This is a genomic window from Ferdinandcohnia sp. GQ5 (genome assembly GCF_059759275.1).
Genome location: NZ_JCAXEW010000008.1, coordinates 87,550 through 108,750 on the forward strand (window position 1 = coordinate 87,550; position 21,201 = coordinate 108,750).

Annotated in this window: 23 protein-coding genes and 1 riboswitch; of the genes, 4 read left to right on the forward strand and 19 right to left on the reverse strand. The window is 36.6% G+C overall.

Annotated features, from left to right (window positions below):
- Window positions 1–163: 163 nt before the first annotated feature.
- The 8 genes from ccsB to AC6CHV_RS11660 all read right to left on the reverse strand — a co-directional run bounded on the left by ccsB (window position 164) and on the right by AC6CHV_RS11660 (window position 7,961).
- Window positions 164–1,336, reverse strand: a complete 1,173-nt coding sequence (gene ccsB, locus AC6CHV_RS11625) for a c-type cytochrome biogenesis protein CcsB (RefSeq protein ID WP_341331002.1) — start codon at window positions 1,334–1,336, stop codon at window positions 164–166.
- Window positions 1,337–1,338: 2 nt separating this feature from the next.
- On the reverse strand, window positions 1,339–3,000 hold the full coding sequence (locus tag AC6CHV_RS11630; RefSeq protein ID WP_341331001.1) for a cytochrome c biogenesis ResB family protein: 1,662 nt from the start codon (window positions 2,998–3,000) through the stop codon (window positions 1,339–1,341).
- 12 nt (window positions 3,001–3,012) lie between these two features.
- A complete protein-coding gene (gene resA, locus AC6CHV_RS11635) occupies window positions 3,013–3,543 on the reverse strand; it encodes a thiol-disulfide oxidoreductase ResA (protein ID WP_341331000.1) in 531 nt (176 codons plus the stop codon).
- A gap of 249 nt (window positions 3,544–3,792) precedes the next feature.
- Window positions 3,793–4,527, reverse strand: a complete 735-nt coding sequence (gene rluB, locus AC6CHV_RS11640) for a 23S rRNA pseudouridine(2605) synthase RluB (protein WP_341330999.1) — start codon at window positions 4,525–4,527, stop codon at window positions 3,793–3,795.
- Between the two features lie 124 nt (window positions 4,528–4,651).
- The gene (locus tag AC6CHV_RS11645; RefSeq protein ID WP_341330998.1) at window positions 4,652–5,185 is read right to left on the reverse strand and encodes a spore maturation protein; all 534 of its coding nucleotides are present in this window, start codon (window positions 5,183–5,185) and stop codon (window positions 4,652–4,654) included.
- Entirely contained in the window at window positions 5,182–5,781 is a 600-nt protein-coding gene (locus tag AC6CHV_RS11650) for a nucleoside recognition domain-containing protein (protein WP_341330997.1), read from the reverse strand. The genes AC6CHV_RS11645 and AC6CHV_RS11650 overlap by 4 nt, the downstream gene beginning before the upstream one ends.
- A 1-nt stretch (window position 5,782) precedes the next feature.
- Window positions 5,783–6,925, reverse strand: coding sequence for a D-alanyl-D-alanine carboxypeptidase family protein (locus AC6CHV_RS11655; protein WP_341330996.1), 1,143 nt, complete (start codon window positions 6,923–6,925; stop codon window positions 5,783–5,785).
- 163 nt (window positions 6,926–7,088) lie between these two features.
- A complete protein-coding gene (locus tag AC6CHV_RS11660; protein WP_341330995.1) occupies window positions 7,089–7,961 on the reverse strand; it encodes a superoxide dismutase in 873 nt (290 codons plus the stop codon).
- Window positions 7,962–8,165: 204 nt separating this feature from the next.
- Here AC6CHV_RS11660 and AC6CHV_RS11665 point away from each other — a divergent pair, with 204 nt between their 5' ends.
- On the forward strand, window positions 8,166–8,978 hold the full coding sequence (locus tag AC6CHV_RS11665) for a DUF2935 domain-containing protein (RefSeq protein WP_341330994.1): 813 nt from the start codon (window positions 8,166–8,168) through the stop codon (window positions 8,976–8,978).
- A gap of 44 nt (window positions 8,979–9,022) precedes the next feature.
- Here the strand turns inward: AC6CHV_RS11665 and AC6CHV_RS11670 are convergent, their stop codons facing one another.
- From AC6CHV_RS11670 to AC6CHV_RS11680, 3 genes are all read right to left on the reverse strand, one after another.
- The gene (locus AC6CHV_RS11670) at window positions 9,023–9,436 is read right to left on the reverse strand and encodes a hypothetical protein (RefSeq protein WP_341330993.1); all 414 of its coding nucleotides are present in this window, start codon (window positions 9,434–9,436) and stop codon (window positions 9,023–9,025) included.
- A gap of 75 nt (window positions 9,437–9,511) precedes the next feature.
- On the reverse strand, window positions 9,512–10,102 hold the full coding sequence (gene scpB / locus AC6CHV_RS11675; RefSeq protein ID WP_341330992.1) for an SMC-Scp complex subunit ScpB: 591 nt from the start codon (window positions 10,100–10,102) through the stop codon (window positions 9,512–9,514).
- Window positions 10,102–10,866: a segregation/condensation protein A gene (locus AC6CHV_RS11680; RefSeq protein WP_099362702.1), complete on the reverse strand. Its 765-nt coding sequence runs from the start codon at window positions 10,864–10,866 to the stop codon at window positions 10,102–10,104. Before AC6CHV_RS11680 ends, scpB begins: the two co-directional genes overlap by 1 nt.
- A gap of 400 nt (window positions 10,867–11,266) precedes the next feature.
- Here AC6CHV_RS11680 and AC6CHV_RS11685 point away from each other — a divergent pair, with 400 nt between their 5' ends.
- Together AC6CHV_RS11685 and AC6CHV_RS11690 are read left to right on the forward strand one after the other, a co-directional pair.
- Entirely contained in the window at window positions 11,267–11,356 is a 90-nt protein-coding gene (locus AC6CHV_RS11685; RefSeq protein ID WP_077618657.1) for a YjcZ family sporulation protein, read from the forward strand.
- A 124-nt stretch (window positions 11,357–11,480) separates the two neighbouring features.
- Entirely contained in the window at window positions 11,481–12,011 is a 531-nt protein-coding gene (locus tag AC6CHV_RS11690; RefSeq protein ID WP_341333523.1) for a DUF309 domain-containing protein, read from the forward strand.
- A gap of 11 nt (window positions 12,012–12,022) precedes the next feature.
- Here the strand turns inward: AC6CHV_RS11690 and AC6CHV_RS11695 are convergent, their stop codons facing one another.
- The 6 genes from AC6CHV_RS11695 to AC6CHV_RS11720 all read right to left on the reverse strand — a co-directional run bounded on the left by AC6CHV_RS11695 (window position 12,023) and on the right by AC6CHV_RS11720 (window position 17,147).
- Window positions 12,023–12,400, reverse strand: a complete 378-nt coding sequence (locus tag AC6CHV_RS11695) for a GNAT family N-acetyltransferase (RefSeq protein WP_099351749.1) — start codon at window positions 12,398–12,400, stop codon at window positions 12,023–12,025.
- A 189-nt stretch (window positions 12,401–12,589) separates the two neighbouring features.
- A complete protein-coding gene (gene ribH, locus AC6CHV_RS11700) occupies window positions 12,590–13,057 on the reverse strand; it encodes a 6,7-dimethyl-8-ribityllumazine synthase (RefSeq protein WP_099351750.1) in 468 nt (155 codons plus the stop codon).
- A 39-nt stretch (window positions 13,058–13,096) separates the two neighbouring features.
- A complete protein-coding gene (locus tag AC6CHV_RS11705; protein WP_498078938.1) occupies window positions 13,097–14,266 on the reverse strand; it encodes a bifunctional 3,4-dihydroxy-2-butanone-4-phosphate synthase/GTP cyclohydrolase II in 1,170 nt (389 codons plus the stop codon).
- A gap of 17 nt (window positions 14,267–14,283) precedes the next feature.
- Window positions 14,284–14,940 carry a riboflavin synthase gene (gene ribE, locus AC6CHV_RS11710; protein WP_498078939.1) on the reverse strand — a complete coding sequence of 219 codons (657 nt, stop codon included), beginning with the start codon at window positions 14,938–14,940 and terminating at the stop codon, window positions 14,284–14,286.
- 8 nt (window positions 14,941–14,948) lie between these two features.
- Entirely contained in the window at window positions 14,949–16,040 is a 1,092-nt protein-coding gene (gene ribD / locus AC6CHV_RS11715; protein WP_498078940.1) for a bifunctional diaminohydroxyphosphoribosylaminopyrimidine deaminase/5-amino-6-(5-phosphoribosylamino)uracil reductase RibD, read from the reverse strand.
- 185 nt (window positions 16,041–16,225) lie between these two features.
- Window positions 16,226–16,425, reverse strand: a riboswitch (FMN riboswitch).
- 287 nt (window positions 16,426–16,712) lie between these two features.
- Entirely contained in the window at window positions 16,713–17,147 is a 435-nt protein-coding gene (locus AC6CHV_RS11720; protein ID WP_341330988.1) for a peptidylprolyl isomerase, read from the reverse strand.
- Window positions 17,148–17,339: 192 nt separating this feature from the next.
- Between AC6CHV_RS11720 and AC6CHV_RS11725 the strand changes: the two genes are divergently transcribed.
- Window positions 17,340–18,209, forward strand: a complete 870-nt coding sequence (locus AC6CHV_RS11725) for a DUF1002 domain-containing protein (RefSeq protein ID WP_498078941.1) — start codon at window positions 17,340–17,342, stop codon at window positions 18,207–18,209.
- 48 nt (window positions 18,210–18,257) lie between these two features.
- Here AC6CHV_RS11725 and lysA read toward each other — a convergent pair whose 3' ends face one another.
- Together lysA and AC6CHV_RS11735 are read right to left on the reverse strand one after the other, a co-directional pair.
- Window positions 18,258–19,577, reverse strand: a complete 1,320-nt coding sequence (lysA, locus tag AC6CHV_RS11730) for a diaminopimelate decarboxylase (protein WP_498078942.1) — start codon at window positions 19,575–19,577, stop codon at window positions 18,258–18,260.
- Between the two features lie 175 nt (window positions 19,578–19,752).
- Complete coding sequence (locus AC6CHV_RS11735; protein ID WP_498078967.1) at window positions 19,753–21,195, reverse strand: spore germination protein; 1,443 nt, start codon at window positions 21,193–21,195, stop codon at window positions 19,753–19,755.
- Window positions 21,196–21,201: the final 6 nt, after the last annotated feature.

Consider the following 21,201-nt stretch of genomic DNA (forward strand, 5'->3'; position numbering starts at 1 on the left):
TTCTTTCCGAAAGAATATTTCTCTACAACACTATCGTACATAAAAATTTCATAATTTGCTATAACATATATCACACTAGTTTATCCAATGAGAGAAAAGTCGATAATTCGCCACAATAAATGTTAGATAAAAAACCTTCATCACATGATGAAGGCTTCTTTTCTTATGCGTATGAGTGTAATCCAGCGATAACTAAATTTACAAATATAGTATTAAACATAATAATGAAGAATCCAACGACCGCAAGCCATGCAGATTTTTTACCATGCCAGCCTTTTGAAAGCCTCAAGTGTAAAAATGCTGCATAGAAGAGCCAAGTAATAAGTGCCCATACTTCTTTGGGATCCCAGCCCCAGAAGCGAGTCCATGCAATTTGCGCCCAAATCATTGCAAAAATTAACGCGCCTAACGTGAAAACTGGAAACCCAATTGCTACTGAACGGTAACCAATTTCATCCGTTAAGTCTAGGTTTAATTTTCTTGTTAAAGGCTGTAGAGCTGCACCTACTCGTTTACGTAAAATCAAACGAAGTAATCCATATAGTATAGATCCTGAAATTATTGACCAAAGTAATGTATTTACTTTTCTAGCACTTAATAAGGCAGGTAATTCAATCCCGCTAGAAAACTTGCCATCTGTTAGTAATTCGCCTTCATTAGGTACTACCAAAGCAGGTAATTTATATACCATCTCAGCTTCAACGCCGTCTTTATCGACCCATGAAAACACAGATTCATATTTCATAGCTCCAAATGCAGTTGAAATGGCTACAAATCCAACAACAACAACTAATGTATACATAACAAATTCTAACCAGAATGTTTCCTTGCTTTTAACAGACTGATCTACACCTTTTAAAAGATAAAGGATTCCTGCGACAAAACTTATTGAAAGAATTGCTTGCCCTAATGCCGCTGTTGTAACGTGAATGTGGAGCCAGTCACTTTGTAAAGCTGGAATTAATGGAGAGATTTCTCTTGAAAACATACTTCCATAAGCAATAACTAATAATGCAATCGGTAAAGTAAACAGTCCTAAAATACTTGTTTTATATATAAAGTAAATAATGATAAACGCTAGGACTAGCATCATACCGAAAAATGTAATAAATTCAAATAGGTTACTTACTGGTGCATGTCCTGCTGCAATCCATCTTGTAAAAAAATAGCCTAACTGTGCAGCAAATCCAATGATTGTAATAGAAATTCCGACATGGGACCAGCGGTTAAATCCATTTGAACTTTTTTTATCTCGAATCGCTCCACCAAATACAAATGTTGCCACAAGATAGAGAATAAAAGCAGCATATAGTAAATTTGAACTTAATTCAGCCATTTTTATCCCTCCTTACTTTCCTTATTTTTCGCATCAACTTGATCGATAGGTTCGGCGATTCCGGTATCGGCCAAAACATAACGAATTTCATTTTTCAAACCAAACCAGTTTTTATTTGTATGTCCTGCAACAATAACTTCATTATTTTTTCGCTGAATCCAGATCCGACGATGATGCCAGTATGATCCTTGAATAACACCAATCATAAAGATTGCACCACCCACAGCAAGTAACCATAAAGTAAAGTCTCTTCTAACTGTTAATCCAGATACATTCTTCATATCAATACCAGAAAAAGCCATTTTATACTTATTCTCACCCACAGGTTCGATATTTTGCTGAATAGCTACGAAACTGATTTCACCTTCTGGTTTATCCGGAGCATACATTTTAAATACGAATGCTGGGTTATTTGGAATCTTTGTTTTTGTGGCAGGCTCCCCTTCATCATTAAAATAGAAATCAGGGAAATAGCTTGCTAACTCGATTGAATATCCATTACCTAAATCATATTTATCTTGCGGATCTGTTAAGTTAATTGTAATTGAACCAAATTCCTGGTTCGTCTCTTTATCTACCATTGTAAAGGACATCGTGCTAAATTCATTTAATTTATAATCAACTTGGTAGACTGCATAATGGTCATGCTTTAATGGTTCATTTACTCGAATTTCATGAGATTTAACTTCTTTTAATTCTGGTTCCACCCCAGGAATAATTTCATCTGTTCGTTCGAATAAAGTAACATCTGTTTGATAGTTTTTAACTACCATTGCATTTCCGGCAAGTTCAATCGCTTCATCAAATACTTCTTTTTCTTTGCCCTTCTCGTAAACTTCTACAAGAAATCGTTCACTCTTTAAGTAATATTTCCCATCTGTTCCTGGAACACTTGCTGTTTCTCCCTCACGAAGCCAGAGTACTTCATCAATGTACATTCCAGGTACAAAACGGAGCATTGCACCAATAAGAAAAAGAATAAGTCCACAATGGTTTACATATGGCCCCCATCGAGAAAAACGACCCTTTTCGGCTAAAATATTCCCATTTTCTTCACGGACAGAATAATGTTTCTTCCTTAATTTATCCTTAACATTTTCAAAGTCCTTATCAATATTTTCAACAGTGTTTTTTCCATATACACGTTGTCTTTTTAGGAAGCTTTCATGACGTGTAACCCCCTGTTTTTTTAATGCTTTATACAGTGGTACTACACGGTCTATGCTACAAATAATTAAGGAAATACCAAGCATTGCAATTAGAATCATATACCACCAAGAACCATAAAGGTTGTGGAAACCTAACTGATAATATAATCTTCCAGTGATACCATACTCTTGTTCATAGAAATCTGCTGGATTCATCGCAGGAGGTATGTATAATTCTTGCGGATAAATTGTCCCTAATGCAGAAGCAATTAGAAGCACAACGATGATCCAAATCCCCACTTTTACAGAGGAAAAGAAATTCCATATTTTATCAACGATTGTTTTATTATAAGTTTGAGAGCGCCTTGCACTACCCTCATACCTCATATCAAGCAATGGCTTTTTCTCTTTTTCACCCTGTTTTTCTTCTTCGTTTTGGACAGGTTTACCACAAGCCTCACAAAAAATTGTACCATGTGGATTTACATGCCCACATTCGCATTTAACGTTTTCCATAAAAATAACTCCCTATGGCTTAATTTGCTCCATATAATCTCGTACCATCTTATTTGTCATCTCGCCCGTGATTATTTTCACAACTTCTCCATCTTTATCAATTAATAAAGTTGTTGGCAAGGGGTCAATTCCATAGGCATTTAACAACTGGTTTCCTTTATCGATTACAACAGGAAATGATAAGTCATACTTTTCAATAAAATTATTAACACTAAACTTCGGCTCACCAACATTGATTGCGATGACTTCAATACCTTGATTCTTATATTCCTGATAATGTGTATCAATATATGGGAATTCACGTTGACACGGTTCACACCAAGTACCCCAGAAGTTTAAGAACACACCTTTTTCCCCTCTATACTCCGACAAATGGTGTTCTTTCCCGTTCAAATCTGTTACGACAAAATCTGGTGCCTTATCCCCTACTGCAACTTTTTCCTTACTAGTAAAGAAATTGATATACAATGTATAAACGAGTGCAGCGCCGAGAAGTAATAATATGACGGTCCGCATAACTAATCGTCGCCTTTTCTTGTCCATTGAAATCTCCCTTTATGTTTGTTTTGATGTGTACTTCCTTTGCCATTATAGCACTTATTAATATAGCAACATTGCATACATTTTGAAGGTTATGTGACAATTGAGAACCATTATCGCCAATCAACGTTGCGCTAAATTTCATGAGATTTAAGAGAAAGCTAATTTTCCAAAAAAATTCATGTAATTTAGTCATGCTTTGTCTTATAAAATAGGCGAGTAAAGCTTCTTTGACCTGAACAAATCCATTCCCTACAAACGATTATTTTTCGTACTTGCTAAAGCTCTTAATTGTTTAACTTCATGTGGAAGCAGTTCTCTGAACTCACCAGTAGTTAAGCCGTTTAGTGTAAGGAAGCCAAACTTTTCTCTCTTAAGCTTCATTACTTGATGTCCAATCGCCTCAAACATTCTTTTAACCTGTCTGTTTCTTCCTTCATGAATGCTAATTTCGACAATTGAAGTTTGTTTACGCTTATCCATTGAAATAAGCTTCACTCTAGCAGGAGCCGTCTTACCATCTTCTAGCTTTATTCCTCTTTCTAATTGACGAAGCTTTTCTTTTGCTGGAATACCCTTAAGTTTCGCCACATAAACCTTCTCAATCTCATACTTAGGATGCATTAAAAGATTTGCAAACTCACCGTCATTCGTTAGTAAAAGCAATCCGGACGTATCATAATCGAGTCTTCCAACTGGATAAATACGTTCTTTTGTCTCTGGGAAAAAGTCCGTTACAACTTTTCTACCCTTATCATCACTTACACTAGATATCACAGAACGCGGTTTATAAAATAAAAAATAAACAGGCTCTTCTCTTTCAAGTGGAATGCCGCTTACCTCAATTTTATCGTTTGAGCCTACTTTAATCCCTAGCTCCTTTACAACCTTACCATTCACCTTAACATGTCCGGCAGCAATAAGTTCCTCAGCTTTTCTTCTTGATGCTACACCTGCATGTGCTATTACTTTCTGTAAACGTTCCATCTATGCTCACCCCTTAAACATCTTACTTGTTTCTTTGTGTTTTCACAAGATAAAAACATTCTCTAGTATGCCCAACCCAGAAGTTTCCTAAAAAAAAGAAAAACACGCTATTTTTACGTGTTTTTTAAGAACCAAATATTAAAGTAACTGCTATGATACTTACAATTATTCCTAATAAATCAGCTAGTAGACCAACTTTCAGCGCATCTCCCATTTTTTTAATTCCAACTGCTCCGAAATAGACTGTTAATACATAAAGGGTAGTATCCGTACTTCCTTGCATAATTGATGCAAGTCTACCAATAAAAGAATCCGGACCATATGTAGCAATAAGATCCGTTGTCATACCTAAAGCAGCTGTACCAGACATTGTCCTTATTAAAGCTAGTGGAGCAATTTCTGCTGGGAAGCCAACGAATTCTAGTGCAGGGCGAATTAAATTAATGAAAAAGTCCATTGCGCCTGAAGCTCTAAATATCGAAATTGCAACTAACATTCCAACTAAATACGGGATAATAGAAAAGGCAATTTTTATTCCTTCCTTACCACCCTCTACAAAAGTTTCATAGGTAGGGATTCTTTTTGCAGTTCCGTACAATAGTATGAATCCAATTATGCCAGGTATAAGCCAGAGTGACAAGGTGTTTATCATATTCATTTTTCAACGCCACCCTTCTTCACTCTTCGGTAATAAAAATAACGATCAATCAATATGGCACCTATAGCAGAAATAATAGTTACAACAAGAGTAGGCCCTACTATTTCAGTTGGATTTTCAGAATTATAGGTCATTCTAATTGCAATAACTGTTGTAGGTATGAGGGTTACACTCGCTGTATTAATTGCTAGAAAAGTTATCATTGAGCGGCTTGCTGACGTTTTTCCGCCATTTAGCTCCTTCAACTGCTCCATCGCTTTAATTCCCATGGGTGTTGCGGCATTGCCGAGTCCAAACATATTAGCAATCATATTTGAAAGCATATACCCCATTGCTGGATGTTGGACAGGAACCTCTGGGAATATTCGACTAACGAGAGGGCGGAATAATTTTGAAAGTTTTTCTAATAACCCTGCCTCTTGTGCAATTCTCATAAGTCCTAACCAAAAAACCAGGACACTAATTAGACCGATGCAAATAGTAACTGCTTCGGATGCTCCCTTAAAGATCGCTTCGTTTACCTCACTAATTGTTCCATTCACAATCGCAAAGATAATACCGATAATTGTCATCGCAACCCAAATGATATTAACCATGTCATCTAACCCCTAAAATTACTAGAAAAATACTTTTCAGTGTTTCCCAGAATGTTTCCTTGGACCTTTTCACATTGCCGTTATCAAAATAGATAGGCATCTCTTCAATTGTCTCATCACCAAGGTTCACCGTAATAGTCCCTACAATATCAGGAACTGTTTCTGGTTTACGCCACTCTTTTTCAGGTTCTAACAATGAAATATCGAGTTTAACATTTTTTCTCTCTTCCTCACTAAGAGGGTACATAAAGTCATGATCCACAAATACTTTCCCTTTATAAAAACGATTATCTGTTTGAACATCGCCTTCTTTGATGAGCTTCACTAAATCATACGTTTCAAAAGCTCTGTTAAACATATTCATGTGATCATTCCAGTCATCAGATGCATTAATCGTTACCGCTATTAAATCAATACCATCCTTTGTTGCAGTTGATACCAAGGTCCGTTTTGCACGCTTGGTATAGCCTGTTTTTCCACCTGTGCTATACGGGTAAAGCTTCGTAAGTAACTTGTTTTTATTTCTCCAAACACGATCCCATTTCTCAGTAGGATTAGGTGCACGGTGTACCTTTGTACCGGCAATCTCCCGATATTTTTCGTTCATCATCGCATATCTTGTTAATATGGCCATATCATAAGCAGATGAATAGTGATTCTCGTGGTCATCCAAGCCATGAGGATTTGCAAACTCTGTATTTTGCATACCAATTTCAGCAGCTTTTTGGTTCATCATAAAAACAAAGCCTTCCAAGCTACCACCCACATGCTCGGCGATAGCAACTGCAGAGTCATTTCCAGATCGTAACATCAATCCATAAACTAGATCCTCAAGCTTTATTTGTTCGTTTGGCTTTAAATATAATGAGGAGCCTTCTGTTCGTACAGCTTTATTACTCACCTTTACCATCTCGTCAAGTTTCCCTGATTCAATGGCTAAAATAGCTGTCATGATTTTTGTAATACTTGCGATTCTCATACGTTGATGAGCATTTTTTTCAAACAATATTCTACCAGACTCTTGCTCTATTAAGATCGCACCTTTTGCACTAACAGAAAGCGCGCTCGTTTTTTGAGGAACTAAGCCTAAGAGAACCATAACAGTGATGGTAAGTATAAAAATTCTTCTGCGAATTAATGTCATTCGATCCCCGTCCCTTTTGCTGTTTTGTAAAAGTGTATGCAGAACATGTCCAACTATATGAATAAAATATGTAAAACTAGAAAAACGGAGGGCACCTGGAGTTAGATAGTAAAATAGACACAAAAAAACTGACCAGCACAGGGTCAGCTTAGCAAATAAGTAACTAATACTGTTTCCATTGAAGTTTTGAAGCTTCCTTAAACCGATGTTCAACTTGATTCCAGTTGACGATATTCCACCAATTTTTCACATAATCTGCACGAACGTTTTTATATTGTAGATAATAAGCGTGCTCCCAAACGTCTAATACGAGTAAAGGAATCGTATCCCATTGTGTCATGAACTGATGACGTTCTGCTTGAAGGATTTCTAAGCGTCCTGCCCTTGGCGACCATACTAGAATCGCCCAACCGACTCCTTCGACCTTATTCGCAGCTTCACTGAAATGTCTCTTAAACACCTCAAAACTCCCAAAATCCCTATTAATCTGCCGAAGCAATTCTCGCCCTGGCATTCCTCCACCTTTTGGCTTCATCACTTCCCAAAATATCGTATGCAAATAGTGACCAGAACCATTAAAAGCAGCTTCTCTTTCCCAATGTTTTAATAAATCGTAATCACCTGTGTCGCGTGCTTTTTCCATCATTTTCTCCGCCTTATTTAAACCATCAACATAGCTTTTATGGTGTTTATCATGATGCAGTCTCATGATCTCTTTTGAAATATATGGCTCGAGCGCATCATAGTCATATGGGAGAGGTGGTAATGTATGTTGACCAATACCTACCCTTCTTACCTCTCCAAGCTCATCTTTTGACTGGTCGGTAAATCTTAATCCAGCATTATAAAGTTTCTCCACTTGCTCCTGCAACTCAAGCAAACTAGTAGGTGTTAAATTCTCTTCTATTGAATCTAAGAAAGATGAAAAATTTGATAAACAAGATTGCAGGTCTTCATTCCGTTCATTATCGAATTGACCTTTCAGCTTCAAAAACCATTGTTTCACTTCTTCTACATACTTTTCAGGGGTGCTCATCTTAATCCTCCCTAGGGTTTAATCGTCACTATCGTATGCGTGTAACCCAATTTCGTGACTTTAAGGGAGAAAATGTCTGTTTATGATTCACCACTTTTATCGTTTCTACATACAGATACATATAGAAATCAAGACAAACGCCTAATCAATAAAAATGACTTTCATTTAATTACATGGATATACATTATTAGGAGGTATAACGAATTGAACCATTCTTTTCAAGAGCAAGCTATATTTGAAACCCAATTTTGGATGCAAATTTTAGGTGACCACAGTCGATTTTTACACGATTCATTAGCACCTAGTGAAGAAGCGAAAATTTCCCAAACCAAACAATTTAAAAACAAATTTGACTATTTGTTAAATGCTGCACGTCAGCCTCTCTCTACAGTTCAACTAATTGCTATTATTAAAGAAGGTAGAATTGCAGGAGAACAGCTTCGCATTTTAAAGTTAGATATTATCAAAGAACAATTGGTTGGAAATGTAAAAATTAGCCTTACTCCTTCTTTTATCAATCATATGGTCAACGAATTAGATGAATGGCTTCGGGTATCCAGCTTCCTAGTAGAAGGAAAAAATGTACCACCAACTCATGCGCTTCATCACCACCTCATTTGGCTATTAGATGCTGCAGGTCACGCGGGTGGAATATCTTCAAATGTTGACCGAGTTGAAAAAGAATTACTCAAAAAAAGCGAGAAATTTGTTAAGGAATGGGAGGATTTTTACTTGAAAGCAGTAGAAATGGTTGGATTCTTACGTACCAATCAGTATGAATTTCCTGCCCTTTCCCGTTTTAACAATGATGTAGAATTAGAGATGAAAATTTTCAAAGGGTTTCTTGAAGAGTTAGAGGAGATGCAATTAAATAAAGAAATCCTAGGCGTCCTTACCCCACTAATGGCAGACCATATGGCAAGAGAAGAATGTTATTACTTAATTAAATTAGCCCAATCCGCAAAGGAAATCGATCAACCAAATTGTGATCCCACAAAGCCGCGCGTTCAAGAATAAAGAAAACCCCAATTGCTCGAAAGACTAGCAATTGGGGTCTGTTTTTATGGTTGTAAAAATTCCAGTGGTGATTTTACTTCATAGCTGTTTTTATGATGGAGATGTGTAAAAATTTCTTTCAATCTCTCAAATTGTATCTCTTTAAAATGTTCTTCAAATTGTTTTTGTTCATTGAGGTATACCCGTTTACGGTGACGGTACCCTGGGTTTTTAAGTAAACAAACTAATGCTACGAGATCCTTGAAATAAACTTCATTCGAATCAATTGTAAAAACTGGGTCTTCAGCAAAAGGAGTAAATGATGTAAATTGTTCATCAAAATAACGTAAATATAGGACTTGTAAAGTTTTTTCTTCTCCATCTTCAACGAATGTGACTTCAGATTGATTAAAGAAGTCTTCAAAAGTATTTTTTAACGTTTTCTCAAGCTCAAATCCACTACATTTTTTAATTATCACAATTTCACCTCATCAGCCAGCATTTTCCACTTAGATATATCTTCATATTACCATAGTTAACTTATTTAAGGTGAATTAATTTGAATCTTCTATTGTTTCTTGAAATCTTTCAAAAAACAGGTCTGCTTCCTCTTGAACATATTCCTCATCTACTTTTTCAGGAAGTGGAGGTAGTTCTTTTAAAGTTTTTAATCCAAAATACTCTAAAAACTCCTTCGTTGTGCCATACAAAATAGCCCTCCCTGTTCCTTCAACACGTCCAACTTCCTTAATCAATGCCTTTGCCATTAAGGTTTGAATCGGTCTTTCCGTCTTCACTCCACGGATTTCTTCGACTTCTGCACGTGTAATCGGCTGACGATAAGCAATAATTGCTAGTGTTTCTAAGGCAGCCTGTGATAATGAAGAGGATGAAGGTGATTCTACTAGTTTTTTTAGATACACGGCATGTTCCTTTTTTGTTGTGAGTTGGTAGGTTCCAGCTACTTCAACTAGATTAATACCTCTGCCAGCTTGCTGATAATCATTTATTAATTCATTGATGATATCTAGAGCCGTACTCTCATTAATCTCTAAAACAAGTGCCATTTGTTTTAATGTCAAACCCTCATCACCGGCAGCAAAAAGAAGCCCTTCGATAACGGCTTTCCAATCTATTAATTTCATTACATAAAATCCCTTTCCATACTCGATATATAAATCTCTGAAAAATTGTTCTGTTGTTCAATTAACACAGCATTCTTTTTCATTAATTCAAGAAGCGCAAGGAATGTGACAACCATATGATTTTTATCATGGTATGGAAAAAGCTCTGTGAATTTCTTTTTTCCACGATACCCTTTTAATTCATGAATAATCTCTTCCATCCTTTTCTCGATGGGTATTTCTTGCCTTGTGATTCTTGTCGCTAATGGTCTCTGCAGTTTTTTACGTCGCATTAGCTTTTGAAAGGCTCCTAGCATGTCATAGATATTGACATCTAATGAATGATCGATTGTAACATCCTTCGTAAACTCACTTAAGTCACTTGGAGGTTTTGTAAATAACTGAGACCGTTCTTCTTCTAAATGTTTTAAGTCATCAGCAGCATTTTTATATTTGCGGTATTCAATCAAGCGATTCATTAAATCTTCACGTGGGTCTTCTTCAAATTCAAATTCTGAATTTTCGTCAATAAGCTCTTCTTCCTGCTTTGGAAGCAGCATTTTACTTTTAATTGCTAAAAGCGTAGCAGCCATGACAAGATATTCGCTTGCTATATCTAATTGTAATACTTTCATAGCATGTATATAAATTAAGTATTGTTCAGTAATTTCCGCTACTGGTATATCATAAATATCAATTTCTAATCGATTGATTAAATGTAAAAGAAGGTCTAACGGACCTTCAAAGGAGTCTATTTTTACGCTGTAATGTAATTCCTCGCTCATCTCACCAAAAAAACCCTTCATCACAATTTCAATTTAATTATTACGCCTAAGTGTATTTGCACCCAGAATTTTGGCCTACAGGAAGTGTGTCAAAAAGACGTAACCACATGAAGTGGCATTCTTTTTCTTTGAACTTTCTGGCCATAAAGCTTCCATTGAAACTCACATGTCTCCGCCTGAGGCTTTATCATTAACCAGCAGGAACCTCTGCTGATTCAAGTTAATTTTAACACAATAATTAGTATAGAACATAATTTGCATTCAAGCCATATCAGGTTTGTGGATATTTGTTCCAAATTTTTTCAAAAAAAATAGTGTTAATATGGACAATCGCCCACACATGAAGAAGTAAAAACCATACTATAACTGTGTAACCAAGAAAATTAAGGAGGTATTTTACATGGGTGACGGATATAACTTCGGAGGCGGATTTGCCTTAATCGTAGTATTATTTATTCTTTTAATTATTGTTGGTGCAGCTTGGTTCTAAGAAAAACTAAAATTTGACAATAAGGTGTTCGGCATTTTGCTGAGCACCTTATTTAGTCCATGTTATGGATGTGAAAATATGATAAACTACATATACATATTGATAAAGGAGTGTGTTAAGCCACTTGTACCCTCAAGCTTATATTGAATATCTAATTCACTTCCATTGTGACCGGGACTATTTTGAATGTCATGAAATATTAGAGGATCATTGGAAAAAAGACCCTGTTGCAGAAAGAAAGCAATATTGGGTCGGTTTAATTCAAATTGCAGTTTCCCTTTATCATCAACGGCGTGGAAATCATGCAGGTGCTTTACGAATGATGAAAAGTGCATTAACGATATGTAAAGCCCAAAAAACTGCCTTATCTCAGTTAGGCATACAAGTTGATAAGTTGATTGAAATATTACAAAAGAAATATCATGAAGTTGAAATCGGCGCACCCTATGAAAGTATTAACTTACCACTTAATGATCAAGTCCTTATAGAAACTTGTGGTTCCCAAGCTTTACAAATTGGGATACCTTGGGGGACCAAGAGTGACTTATCAAATATAGAATTGATCCATAAACATAGATTACGTGATAGAAGTGAAGTAATTGCTGAGAGACAAAAACAATTCATCAAAAAGCAAAAATTAAGGAACGAAAAATAAGAAGGACAGTCTTAGGACTGTCCTTCTTCGCATTTTTCATTCTCCGAGAAATCACATTTCTCAAAAAAGGCTGCGGTATGTTCATTTGGTCGTAACTCACGTTCTGGAAAATGCTCTTTAAGTGCCTTCACCATCTTTTTCCCAATGCCTTGGTATCGATGGGATGGATTGACACAGATATGTTGAATTTCTACAAGATTCCCGTCATGGATTGTTGTTCCGATAATTCCTACAATATCTTCTTCTTTCCACAAGAATAACTGCTGAGTGTCATCTTCATCATATTGCTTCATCGTTGCTTGCAGGTTCTTTAAGTCCTTTTCAGTCGGCATAAATGAAAGAAGCCCCATTGCGATTTTCTCATAATTCTTTTTATAACGAATTAACATATAAATCCCTCATTATCGAAAAAACTTTCCGAGTAGTATATTTTTTCAAACTGTCTACTACTTTTGGACTAACCTTATCACATTAATTAAGAGTACCATTTTCTATTCTTTTTTTCCATAGTCTTTTTGGAATACCCTTAAATTTAAATTATTACCAATATCTTGTAATTCTATACAAAAACTTATATATTATTCAAAAGAACGGGATAGATTCGCCATTTCAATTGCAGTTACCGCAGAATCCCATCCTTTATTTCCTGCTTTTGTTCCTGCTCTCTCGATTGCTTGTTCAATTGTATCTGTTGTTAAAACACCAAACATAACAGGTTTTCCAGTCGATAGGGCAGTTGCAGCCAATCCTTTCGCTACTTCGTTACAAACATAATCATAGTGAGAAGTTGAACCTCTAATTACAGTACCTAACGCAATAACTGCATCATATTTGTTCGATTCAGCCATCTTTTTAGCGATTAACGGAAGTTCAAACGCTCCTGGAACCCATGCTATTTCAACATCTTCATCTGCAACTCCATGTCTTTTCAATGCATCAAGTGATCCGCTTAGTAGCTTCGCTGTAATAAATTCATTAAAACGTGCAACTACTATCCCAACTCTTAAACCTGTACCAACTAAATGTCCTTCATAAATTTTATTCATCATGATCCTCCAATGTTATAAGTTATTTGTTCTATTTTATTAAAAATGAAGTATTTGCCCTAAATTTTCAGTACCTTTTGTTTCATCTATTTGAATGGGAATACGATCAACAATCTCTAAATTATATCCCTCAAGGCCAGCAATTTTTCTTGGGTTATTCGTTAAAAGCTTCATTTTCTTAATGCCAAGATCTTTAAGGATTTGTGCACCAATCCCATAATCCCTTAATTCCGGTAATCCACCTAGTTTTTTGGAAATTTCAGCAGAGTCATGTCCTTCTTCTTGGAGTTTATAAGCACGCATTTTATTAATTAAACCAGGTCCTCTACCCTCTTGACGCATATATAGGAGGATTCCGGAACCCACTTGCTCGATTTGGCGCAATGCGGCATGAAGCTGTGGTCCACATGCGCATTGTTTTGAGCCGAATACATCCCCAGCTATGCATTCCGAATGTACTCTAACTAATATCGGTTCAGTTTCACTAATCTCACCTTTTACAAGTGCAATATGTTCCTTATTATCAATAAGACTGGTGTATCCAATCGCTTTAAAGTCTCCATATTCTGTTGGAATGGTTACTTCAACTTCTCTTTTAACCAATTTTTCTTTACGATTTCGATATCGAATTAAGTCTTCAATCGTAATCATTTTTAAGTTAAATTCATCTGCGATCTTACGTAAATCAGAAACTCTAGCCATTGTTCCGTCTTCTTTGACAATTTCACAAATCACTCCCGCAGGCTCTGCACCTGAAAGCGCGGCTAAGTCAACAGCCGCTTCGGTATGACCGGCTCTTCGAAGTACTCCACCTTCCTTAGCAATCAAAGGAAAGACATGACCTGGTCTTTTGAAGTCGGACGCTTTAGACTCCGGATTAAGTAACTCCATTATTGTTGTTGAACGTTCGATTGCACTAATACCAGTTGTAGTTGTTTTATGGTCGATACTCACTGTAAATGCAGTTCCATGTGGATCTGTATTATGCGCCACCATTGGCTCAAGATTTAGTTTTTTCGCTAAAGCCTCTGTAATGGGAGTACATACGAGTCCACGTCCATGTGTGATCATAAAATTAATAACCTCTGGGGTTGCTTTATCAGCAATCGCGATAAAATCTCCTTCATTTTCACGATCTTCATCATCACATACAATGATTACTTTTCCTTGTTTTAGTTCTTCAAGTGCTTCTTCGATTGGATCAAACATTGAATTCCCCCCTTTTGTTATTTAAAGCCATGTTCTTCTAAAAAGCTTGCTGTAATCTTTGTTTCAGTTGAGTTTCCTTTTGCAAAGGTCCTTTGCATAAACTGACTGACATATTTGCCAAGCATGTCACACTCAATGTTTACAATGTCTCCTACTCCTTTTTTTCGCAAAATTGTTTCTGTTAGAGTATGAGGTATTAGCGAGAGAGTAAATGTATTTTTCGTCAACCCAAATATCGTTAAACTCGTTCCATCAACGGTTACTGACCCTTTATAAATCATGAACGCGATAAGTTCTTCAGGAATTTCGATTTCATAGTACACCGCATTCCCTTTGGGCTCTTTTCGAACAATTTTTCCGATACCATCCACATGTCCTGAAACGAGATGTCCTCCAAAACGCCCATTTGCAGACATTGCTCTTTCGAGGTTGACATCATCATTGCGTTGCAATTCACGTAACGAGGTTGATTTAACCGTCTCAGGCATCACATCAACTGTGAATCCATCTGATGTAAATTCGGTCACCGTTAGACAAACCCCATTAACGGAAATACTATCTCCAAGATTCACATCATCAAGTATTTTTCTAGCTTTAATAACCATTTCAACCGAATCCTGTGATCCATTTATCGCCTTAATTTTCCCGATTTCTTCTACAATTCCTGTAAACATTCTTTCACCTACAATACCGGTTCGGCTATGATTTTTACATCTTCTCCAAGCTGTTCGACCGATTTAATTGTTAATTGTAATGAATCATCAATCGATTCAATTCCAGAGCCACCAATTGCCGTTGGTGCTTGCTTGCCACCAAATAGTTTTGGTGCTAAATAAACGATAACCTGGTTAATCGCTTTTTCCTTTAAAAAGCTACCATTTACTTCAGCTCCACCTTCCACAAAAATTGAGGTGATACCTTCTTCACCTAACCTTGTTAACATGGTACTGATAGCTAAATTAGCCTCTTGTAATTGAATAATTCGAACACCTTTTTTTCCGGAAAACTCGTTTATTTTCTCCTGGTTTACTTGGTTGGAGGTAATAATCCATGTCTCTGCTTTGCCGTCATTTACAATTTGTGAATCCAGTGGAGTTCGTAATTTTGAATCCAAAATGACACGAATAGGATTTTTCCCCGTACCATTTGGAAGTCTAGTTGTTAAGCTTGGGTTGTCCGCAAGTACTGTGTTAACACCAACAAGAATGGCATCATGTATACTACGATATAAATGAACGTCTTGTCTTGCATCCTCACCTGTTATCCACTTGCTCTCACCAGTAACGGTCGCTATTTTTCCATCAAGAGTGGTAGCAGACTTTAGTGTTATATATGGTCGCTTTTTTTCTAAATAGTGAAAAAAGACTGAGTTTAATGCATCAGCTTGTTCCTTACAAACCCCAACCTCTACTTCAATTCCTGCTGCTTTTAGTTTGGCAATGCCTTTTCCAGCGACGAGTGGATTAGGGTCTGTGGTTGCAACTACAACTCTTTTTACCTTACTTGTTATTAACAAATCTGCACAAGGTGGGGTTTTCCCATGGTGACTGCATGGCTCCAATGTGACATAAGCAGTTGCATTTTGAGCCTTTTCTCCTGCCATCCTAATAGCATGTACCTCTGCATGAGGTTCTCCCGCTTTCAGATGTGCTCCGATTCCTACAACTCGTCCTTCATTTACAATAATTGCACCCACAACAGGGTTTGGAGTGGTTTGTCCGACCCCCGCTTTTGCTACATTTATCGCTAAATTCATATAATCCTGATCTCTCATTTTACTACGCTCCTTTCTTTTATCTTTTACTTATTCGGGAGTTTCTATCTTAGTTACCAAAATAAAAAAGACCTCGGAATACAATCCGGGGTCTGATAGATGTAATCAAGTAACACAATATGTACTTTTGCCCAACACAAATAAGGGTATAATGAGCAAATTTTTTCACATACCTGTACGTACCTAACATCCTTCTCCCATCCAGACTTTAACTGTCGGCCTTGGATTCTCACCAAGTCCACCATTTTAAATAAGAAACCAAAACCTTGTTTCTTATGGCGAAAGGGCCAACCAACATAAAATGCGGCATTAAAATGGGTCACGGGCTTAGAACAAATTGTTCATTACCGTCGGTAAGGAATTTCACCTAACCCCGAAGGAAAATATTTAATTAATAAAAATTTTTAGCGATTTAAAACAGTATAACATAAAGTATTATTATTTTGTCGAATTATACGCTTCTGCATTCAAAATTATCACTTATTCATAATATTTAACCAAAATTAGACAATAAACAACCAATAAATGACTCCCCAAGCCAAAGATAATAATAGTAGAACAAAAAAAACTGTCCATTTTCCTTTTCCCATGTAGTTTCACCTCAAGCAATATTATAGGACAATAAAAGAAAAAGACACAACAAGTTTCACTTGTTGTGTCAAATCTACTTTTTTATTCTTCCCAAACTTTAACTTCTTTCATAATATCGCCTTGTTTAATGCGATAAACAGACTCTAAGCCTTCAATCACCTGACCAAATACTGTATGTACTCCATCTAAATGAGGTTGTGGCTCATGTACGATGAAAAATTGGCTTCCACCAGTATCTTTTCCAGCATGCGCCATTGATAACGCTCCAGCCACATGTTTATGTGGATTTCCTTCAGTTTCACACTTTATAGAATAACCTGGTCCACCAGTTCCGTTTCCGCGTGGGCAACCACCTTGTGCAACAAAGCCTGGAATTACACGATGGAATGTAAGGCCATTGTAGAAACCTTCGTTCGCAAGTTTTTCAAAGTTTGCTACTGTTCCAGGTGCTTCATTTGGATATAACTCAATTACAATTTTTTCTCCATTTTCGAATTCAATGCTTGCTTTTTTCATTTGAAACCTCCGCTCATTTTCTTTCGTCCATATGTATTGAACGAGTTCATTTTACTATAAATGGTTCTAATAATCCAATACGAAAGAGGGGAGATTTCCTAAATACCAGTCAATAAGATATTTATAATTGAGAATAATGTATAATAAGTACGATGGATACCTTGTTTTTCTACAAATAAAGGAGGAACTAGTTTGAAAAATAAACGTATACTCTCATTTTTACTTGTATTTTCACTCATTTTTCCATCACTTAGCTTCGCTGACGCTGTACCTGGAGATGTGATTATTACACTTGGTCAAGACTTAACAGAAACTCAAAAAGAAACAATTTTAAACGAAATGAACGCACCTGAGAACCCACAAATTGTGGTTGTTACAAATGAAGAAGAACACCAATACCTTGGTCAATACATTCCAAAGGCTAGAATTGGCAACAAGGCCTTATCCTCCGCTTCCATTACCATTGGAGAAAAAGGATCTGGATTAGATGTAACGATAACGGAGCATATCACCTTAATTACAGAGGAAATGTATGCAAATGCATTAATTACAGCTGGTGTAAAAGATGCAAAAATCTTTGTAACCGGTCCAGGTAATGTTTCTGGAACCGCTGCACTAACTGGAATTATTAAAGCATATGAAGTTTCTTCAGATAAAGCTATTCCAGAAGAAGTGAAGCAGATCGCAAATGAAGAGATGGTAGAAACAACAAAATTAAGTGAAAAAATTGGAGCGGAAGACGCTGCGGCATTAATGGCAAAAATAAAAGATGAGATTGCAAAAAATACTCCCAAAAACGATGAAGAACTTAGGACTATTATCGTTAATGCAGCCAATGACCTAGGAATCACACTAACTGATGCTGACATAACAAGATTAATGGCGTTGTTCAATAAGTTATTAGAACTCAATATTGACTGGAATCAAGTTGGAGAACAACTAAATCTAGCTAAAGAAAAGCTAACAAATTTTCTTGAGTCTGAAGAAGGGCAAAGCTTTTTAGATAAACTAAAAGAATTCTTTGTCAATCTCATAGACGCTATTAAAGGTTTGTTTAAATAATTGGCTATAATAAAAACCCACGAAAATCGTGGGTTTTTTGTATACTATTTATTCAACTACTTTTGATTTTAATGGAACATCTAATCTTACAAGATCCTCATAGCTTTCACGTTGAACTACTAACTGTGCTTCTCCATTCTCAACAAACACAACTGCAGGTCTTGGAATACGATTATAATTATTAGCCATTGCGTATCCATATGCCCCTGTACAGAACACCGCTAGCATATCATCTGAACTTACTTTTGGTAATGGTAAATCCCAAATTAGCATATCGCCGGACTCACAGCATTTTCCAGCAATTGATACAGTTTCCTCTACTGGATCCTGTACACGATTAGCTAAGACAGCCTCATATTTAGCCTGATATAATGCAGGTCTAATATTATCTGTCATGCCTCCGTCAACAGCAAGGTATTGTCGAATATTTGGAACTTCTTTTCGAGAGCCTACAGAATAGATAGTTGTCCCCGCGTCCCCTACAATCGATCTACCTGGCTCAATCCAAATTTCTGGTATATCGATGGAAAGGTCATCTGCATGTTTCTTTACTTCCCCAATGATTGCTTCTACGTACTGTGATGGCGGTAGTGGTTTATCTTCTTCGGTGTAGCGAATTCCAAAACCACCGCCTAAATTTAATACTTTAGGTGTAAAATCGAAGCGATCTTTCCATTCCTTGAGTTTACCAAACATTTTGCCTGCAGCAACCAAAAACCCTGTTGTCTCGAAGATTTGTGAACCAATATGAGAATGAATACCTAATAAATTTAAAGATTCTGACTGAAGAGCAAGCTCTACGGCCTTGTCTGCCTGTCCATTTTCTAGTCCAAATCCAAATTTCGAATCATCCTGACCAGTTGTAATATAATCATGAGTGTGTGCTTCCACTCCAGGTGTTACACGTAATAAAATCTTTACCGTTGTTTTATTTTCAATACAAACTTGCTCTAATAATGAAAGTTCATAAAAGTTGTCAACAACAATACAGCCAATCTTATTTTTTATCGCCATATCTAGTTCTTCATAGCTTTTATTATTTCCATGGAAGTGGATTCGTTCTACTGGGAATCCTGCTTGTAACGCAGTAAATAATTCTCCGCCAGAAACGACATCTAGGGAAAGCCCTTCTTCTTCAGCTAGCTGAAACATCGCAATTGTTGAAAAGGCTTTACTCGCATACGCAACCTGTGCAGGAATACCTAATCGGTTGAATGTTTCAAAGAAACCTCTTGCTCGCTCTCTGATAAGTGCTACGTCATACACATATAAAGGTGTTCCGTATTGTTTTGCTAATTCTACTGTGTCAACGCCACCAATTTCTAAGTGGTTTTTTTCATTTACCTTGCTTGTTCCATGTAGATACATCTAATTCCCCTCGTTTCTGTAAAGTACTCATCAGAGCCTTTTTCGTTAAGCACACTTTCGTGCCACACCATCATTAAAGAAGAAAAGACAGCTGATATAGTCATCAGCTGTCTATCCCTTCTTTAACGCTGTGCTATATGAAAATTAGATTAACACAACGTATAATATGGTGCAACTATTGTTTGAAAGGTTTTTGAGGATGTACAATACTCGGTCTTAGTTTTGCCCCAGGAACTGATGTTCGAATGAAGATTTGTAATAAAGCTTTTGCATTAAATGGTAAAAATGGCCATAAATATGGTGTGTTAAGAGAACGAATATTCGCTAAGAACAAGAAATAGAGTGTACAACCTATGACAAAACCTGGTGTTTTAAATATGGCTACGAGTATTAATAAGAACAATCTTGCTATCTTATTCGCAGCACTTAATTCATAGCTTGGTGTTGCAAATGTTCCAATCGCAGCAATCGCGACATATAGAATAACCTCTGGAACAAACAAGCCAACATCAATTGCAATTTGACCAATTAAAGCAGCTGCAATTAATCCCATTGCGGTAGATAATGGGGTTGGCGTATGTATGGCCGCCATCCTTAAGAATTCAATTCCCATATCAGCGAGAAATATTTGAACTACGATCGGTATATTCGATTTCTCATTTGGACCAATATAATCAATTGCTTTTGGAATCATGTCAGGTTCTAATACTAATAAAAACCATAGCGGCAATAGAAAGATTGATGCTAAAATTCCAATAAATCTTGTCCACCTTAACAATGTACCAACGGCGGGTGCTTGGCGGTATTCCTCCGCATGCTGCACATGATGAAACATTGTAGTTGGAGTAATAATAACACTTGGAGAAGTGTCCACCATAATCACAACATGCCCTTCAAGTAAGTGAGTTGCCGCTACATCTGGACGTTCCGTATATCGAACTAATGGATAGGGATTATATCCTTGATTAACGATAAATTCTTCAATCGTCTTATCTGCCATTGTTAATCCATCAATGTTAATGCTTTTTAGTTCTTTTCGAATAATGTCCACTAAGTCTGGGTCCGCTACATCTTTAATATAAGAGATGCATATATCCGTTTTCGATCTTTCTCCAACTTGCATAATCTCATGGCGAAGTCTCTCATCTCTTATCCTTCTTCTCGTTAATGCACAATTGACAATAATGTTTTCTACATAGCCATCACGTGAACCTCGAATTACTTTTTCAGTATCGGGCTCCTGCGGTGTTCTTCCTGGGTAACTTCTTACATCTACGGCTAATCCAGAGTCTTCCCCTTCGACTAAAATAAGAATGAGCCCTGAAAGTAATTGATCTACTCCCTCGTCTAAGTTCTTAATTGTACTTACCTGTTGATGTACAAGCCGGTTTTCAATTACGTTGAAAGCTTGATTTACGTTCGTTTCTTTATCATTAACATTAACTAGTTCCTTTAAGAGTTGAACGATAAATTGAGTGTCGCAAAGTCCATTTAAATAATAAAGATGAACATCTTTCTTTAAAATTTTTATTTTTCTAACTCCGATATCAAAGCTTCCCGTACCCATGCCTATATGTGTTTTAAAAAAATGATCATTTTTTACTATATCAGGAGAGATTGGAGT

Bases quoted from the DNA above. Each gene is read 5' to 3' on its own strand.
- ccsB (WP_341331002.1), bottom strand. From the start codon at position 1,336: ATGGCTGAATTAAGTTCAAATTTACTATATGCTGCTTTTATTCTCTAT.
- AC6CHV_RS11630 (WP_341331001.1), bottom strand. From the start codon at position 3,000: ATGGAAAACGTTAAATGCGAATGTGGGCATGTAAATCCACATGGTACA.
- resA (WP_341331000.1), bottom strand. From the start codon at position 3,543: ATGGACAAGAAAAGGCGACGATTAGTTATGCGGACCGTCATATTATTA.
- rluB (WP_341330999.1), bottom strand. From the start codon at position 4,527: ATGGAACGTTTACAGAAAGTAATAGCACATGCAGGTGTAGCATCAAGA.
- AC6CHV_RS11645 (WP_341330998.1), bottom strand. From the start codon at position 5,185: ATGAATATGATAAACACCTTGTCACTCTGGCTTATACCTGGCATAATT.
- AC6CHV_RS11650 (WP_341330997.1), bottom strand. From the start codon at position 5,781: ATGGTTAATATCATTTGGGTTGCGATGACAATTATCGGTATTATCTTT.
- AC6CHV_RS11655 (WP_341330996.1), bottom strand. From the start codon at position 6,925: ATGACATTAATTCGCAGAAGAATTTTTATACTTACCATCACTGTTATG.
- AC6CHV_RS11660 (WP_341330995.1), bottom strand. From the start codon at position 7,961: ATGAGCACCCCTGAAAAGTATGTAGAAGAAGTGAAACAATGGTTTTTG.
- scpB (WP_341330992.1), bottom strand. From the start codon at position 10,102: ATGAAATTAATAGATTGGAAAGCCGTTATCGAAGGGCTTCTTTTTGCT.
- AC6CHV_RS11680 (WP_099362702.1), bottom strand. From the start codon at position 10,866: ATGAGCGAGGAATTACATTACAGCGTAAAAATAGACTCCTTTGAAGGT.
- AC6CHV_RS11685 (WP_077618657.1), top strand. From the start codon at position 11,267: ATGGGTGACGGATATAACTTCGGAGGCGGATTTGCCTTAATCGTAGTA.
- AC6CHV_RS11695 (WP_099351749.1), bottom strand. From the start codon at position 12,400: ATGTTAATTCGTTATAAAAAGAATTATGAGAAAATCGCAATGGGGCTT.
- ribH (WP_099351750.1), bottom strand. From the start codon at position 13,057: ATGAATAAAATTTATGAAGGACATTTAGTTGGTACAGGTTTAAGAGTT.
- AC6CHV_RS11705 (WP_498078938.1), bottom strand. From the start codon at position 14,266: ATGTTTGATCCAATCGAAGAAGCACTTGAAGAACTAAAACAAGGAAAA.
- ribE (WP_498078939.1), bottom strand. From the start codon at position 14,940: ATGTTTACAGGAATTGTAGAAGAAATCGGGAAAATTAAGGCGATAAAT.
- ribD (WP_498078940.1), bottom strand. From the start codon at position 16,040: ATGAGAGATCAGGATTATATGAATTTAGCGATAAATGTAGCAAAAGCG.
- AC6CHV_RS11720 (WP_341330988.1), bottom strand. From the start codon at position 17,147: ATGAAAAAAGCAAGCATTGAATTCGAAAATGGAGAAAAAATTGTAATT.
- lysA (WP_498078942.1), bottom strand. From the start codon at position 19,577: ATGTATCTACATGGAACAAGCAAGGTAAATGAAAAAAACCACTTAGAA.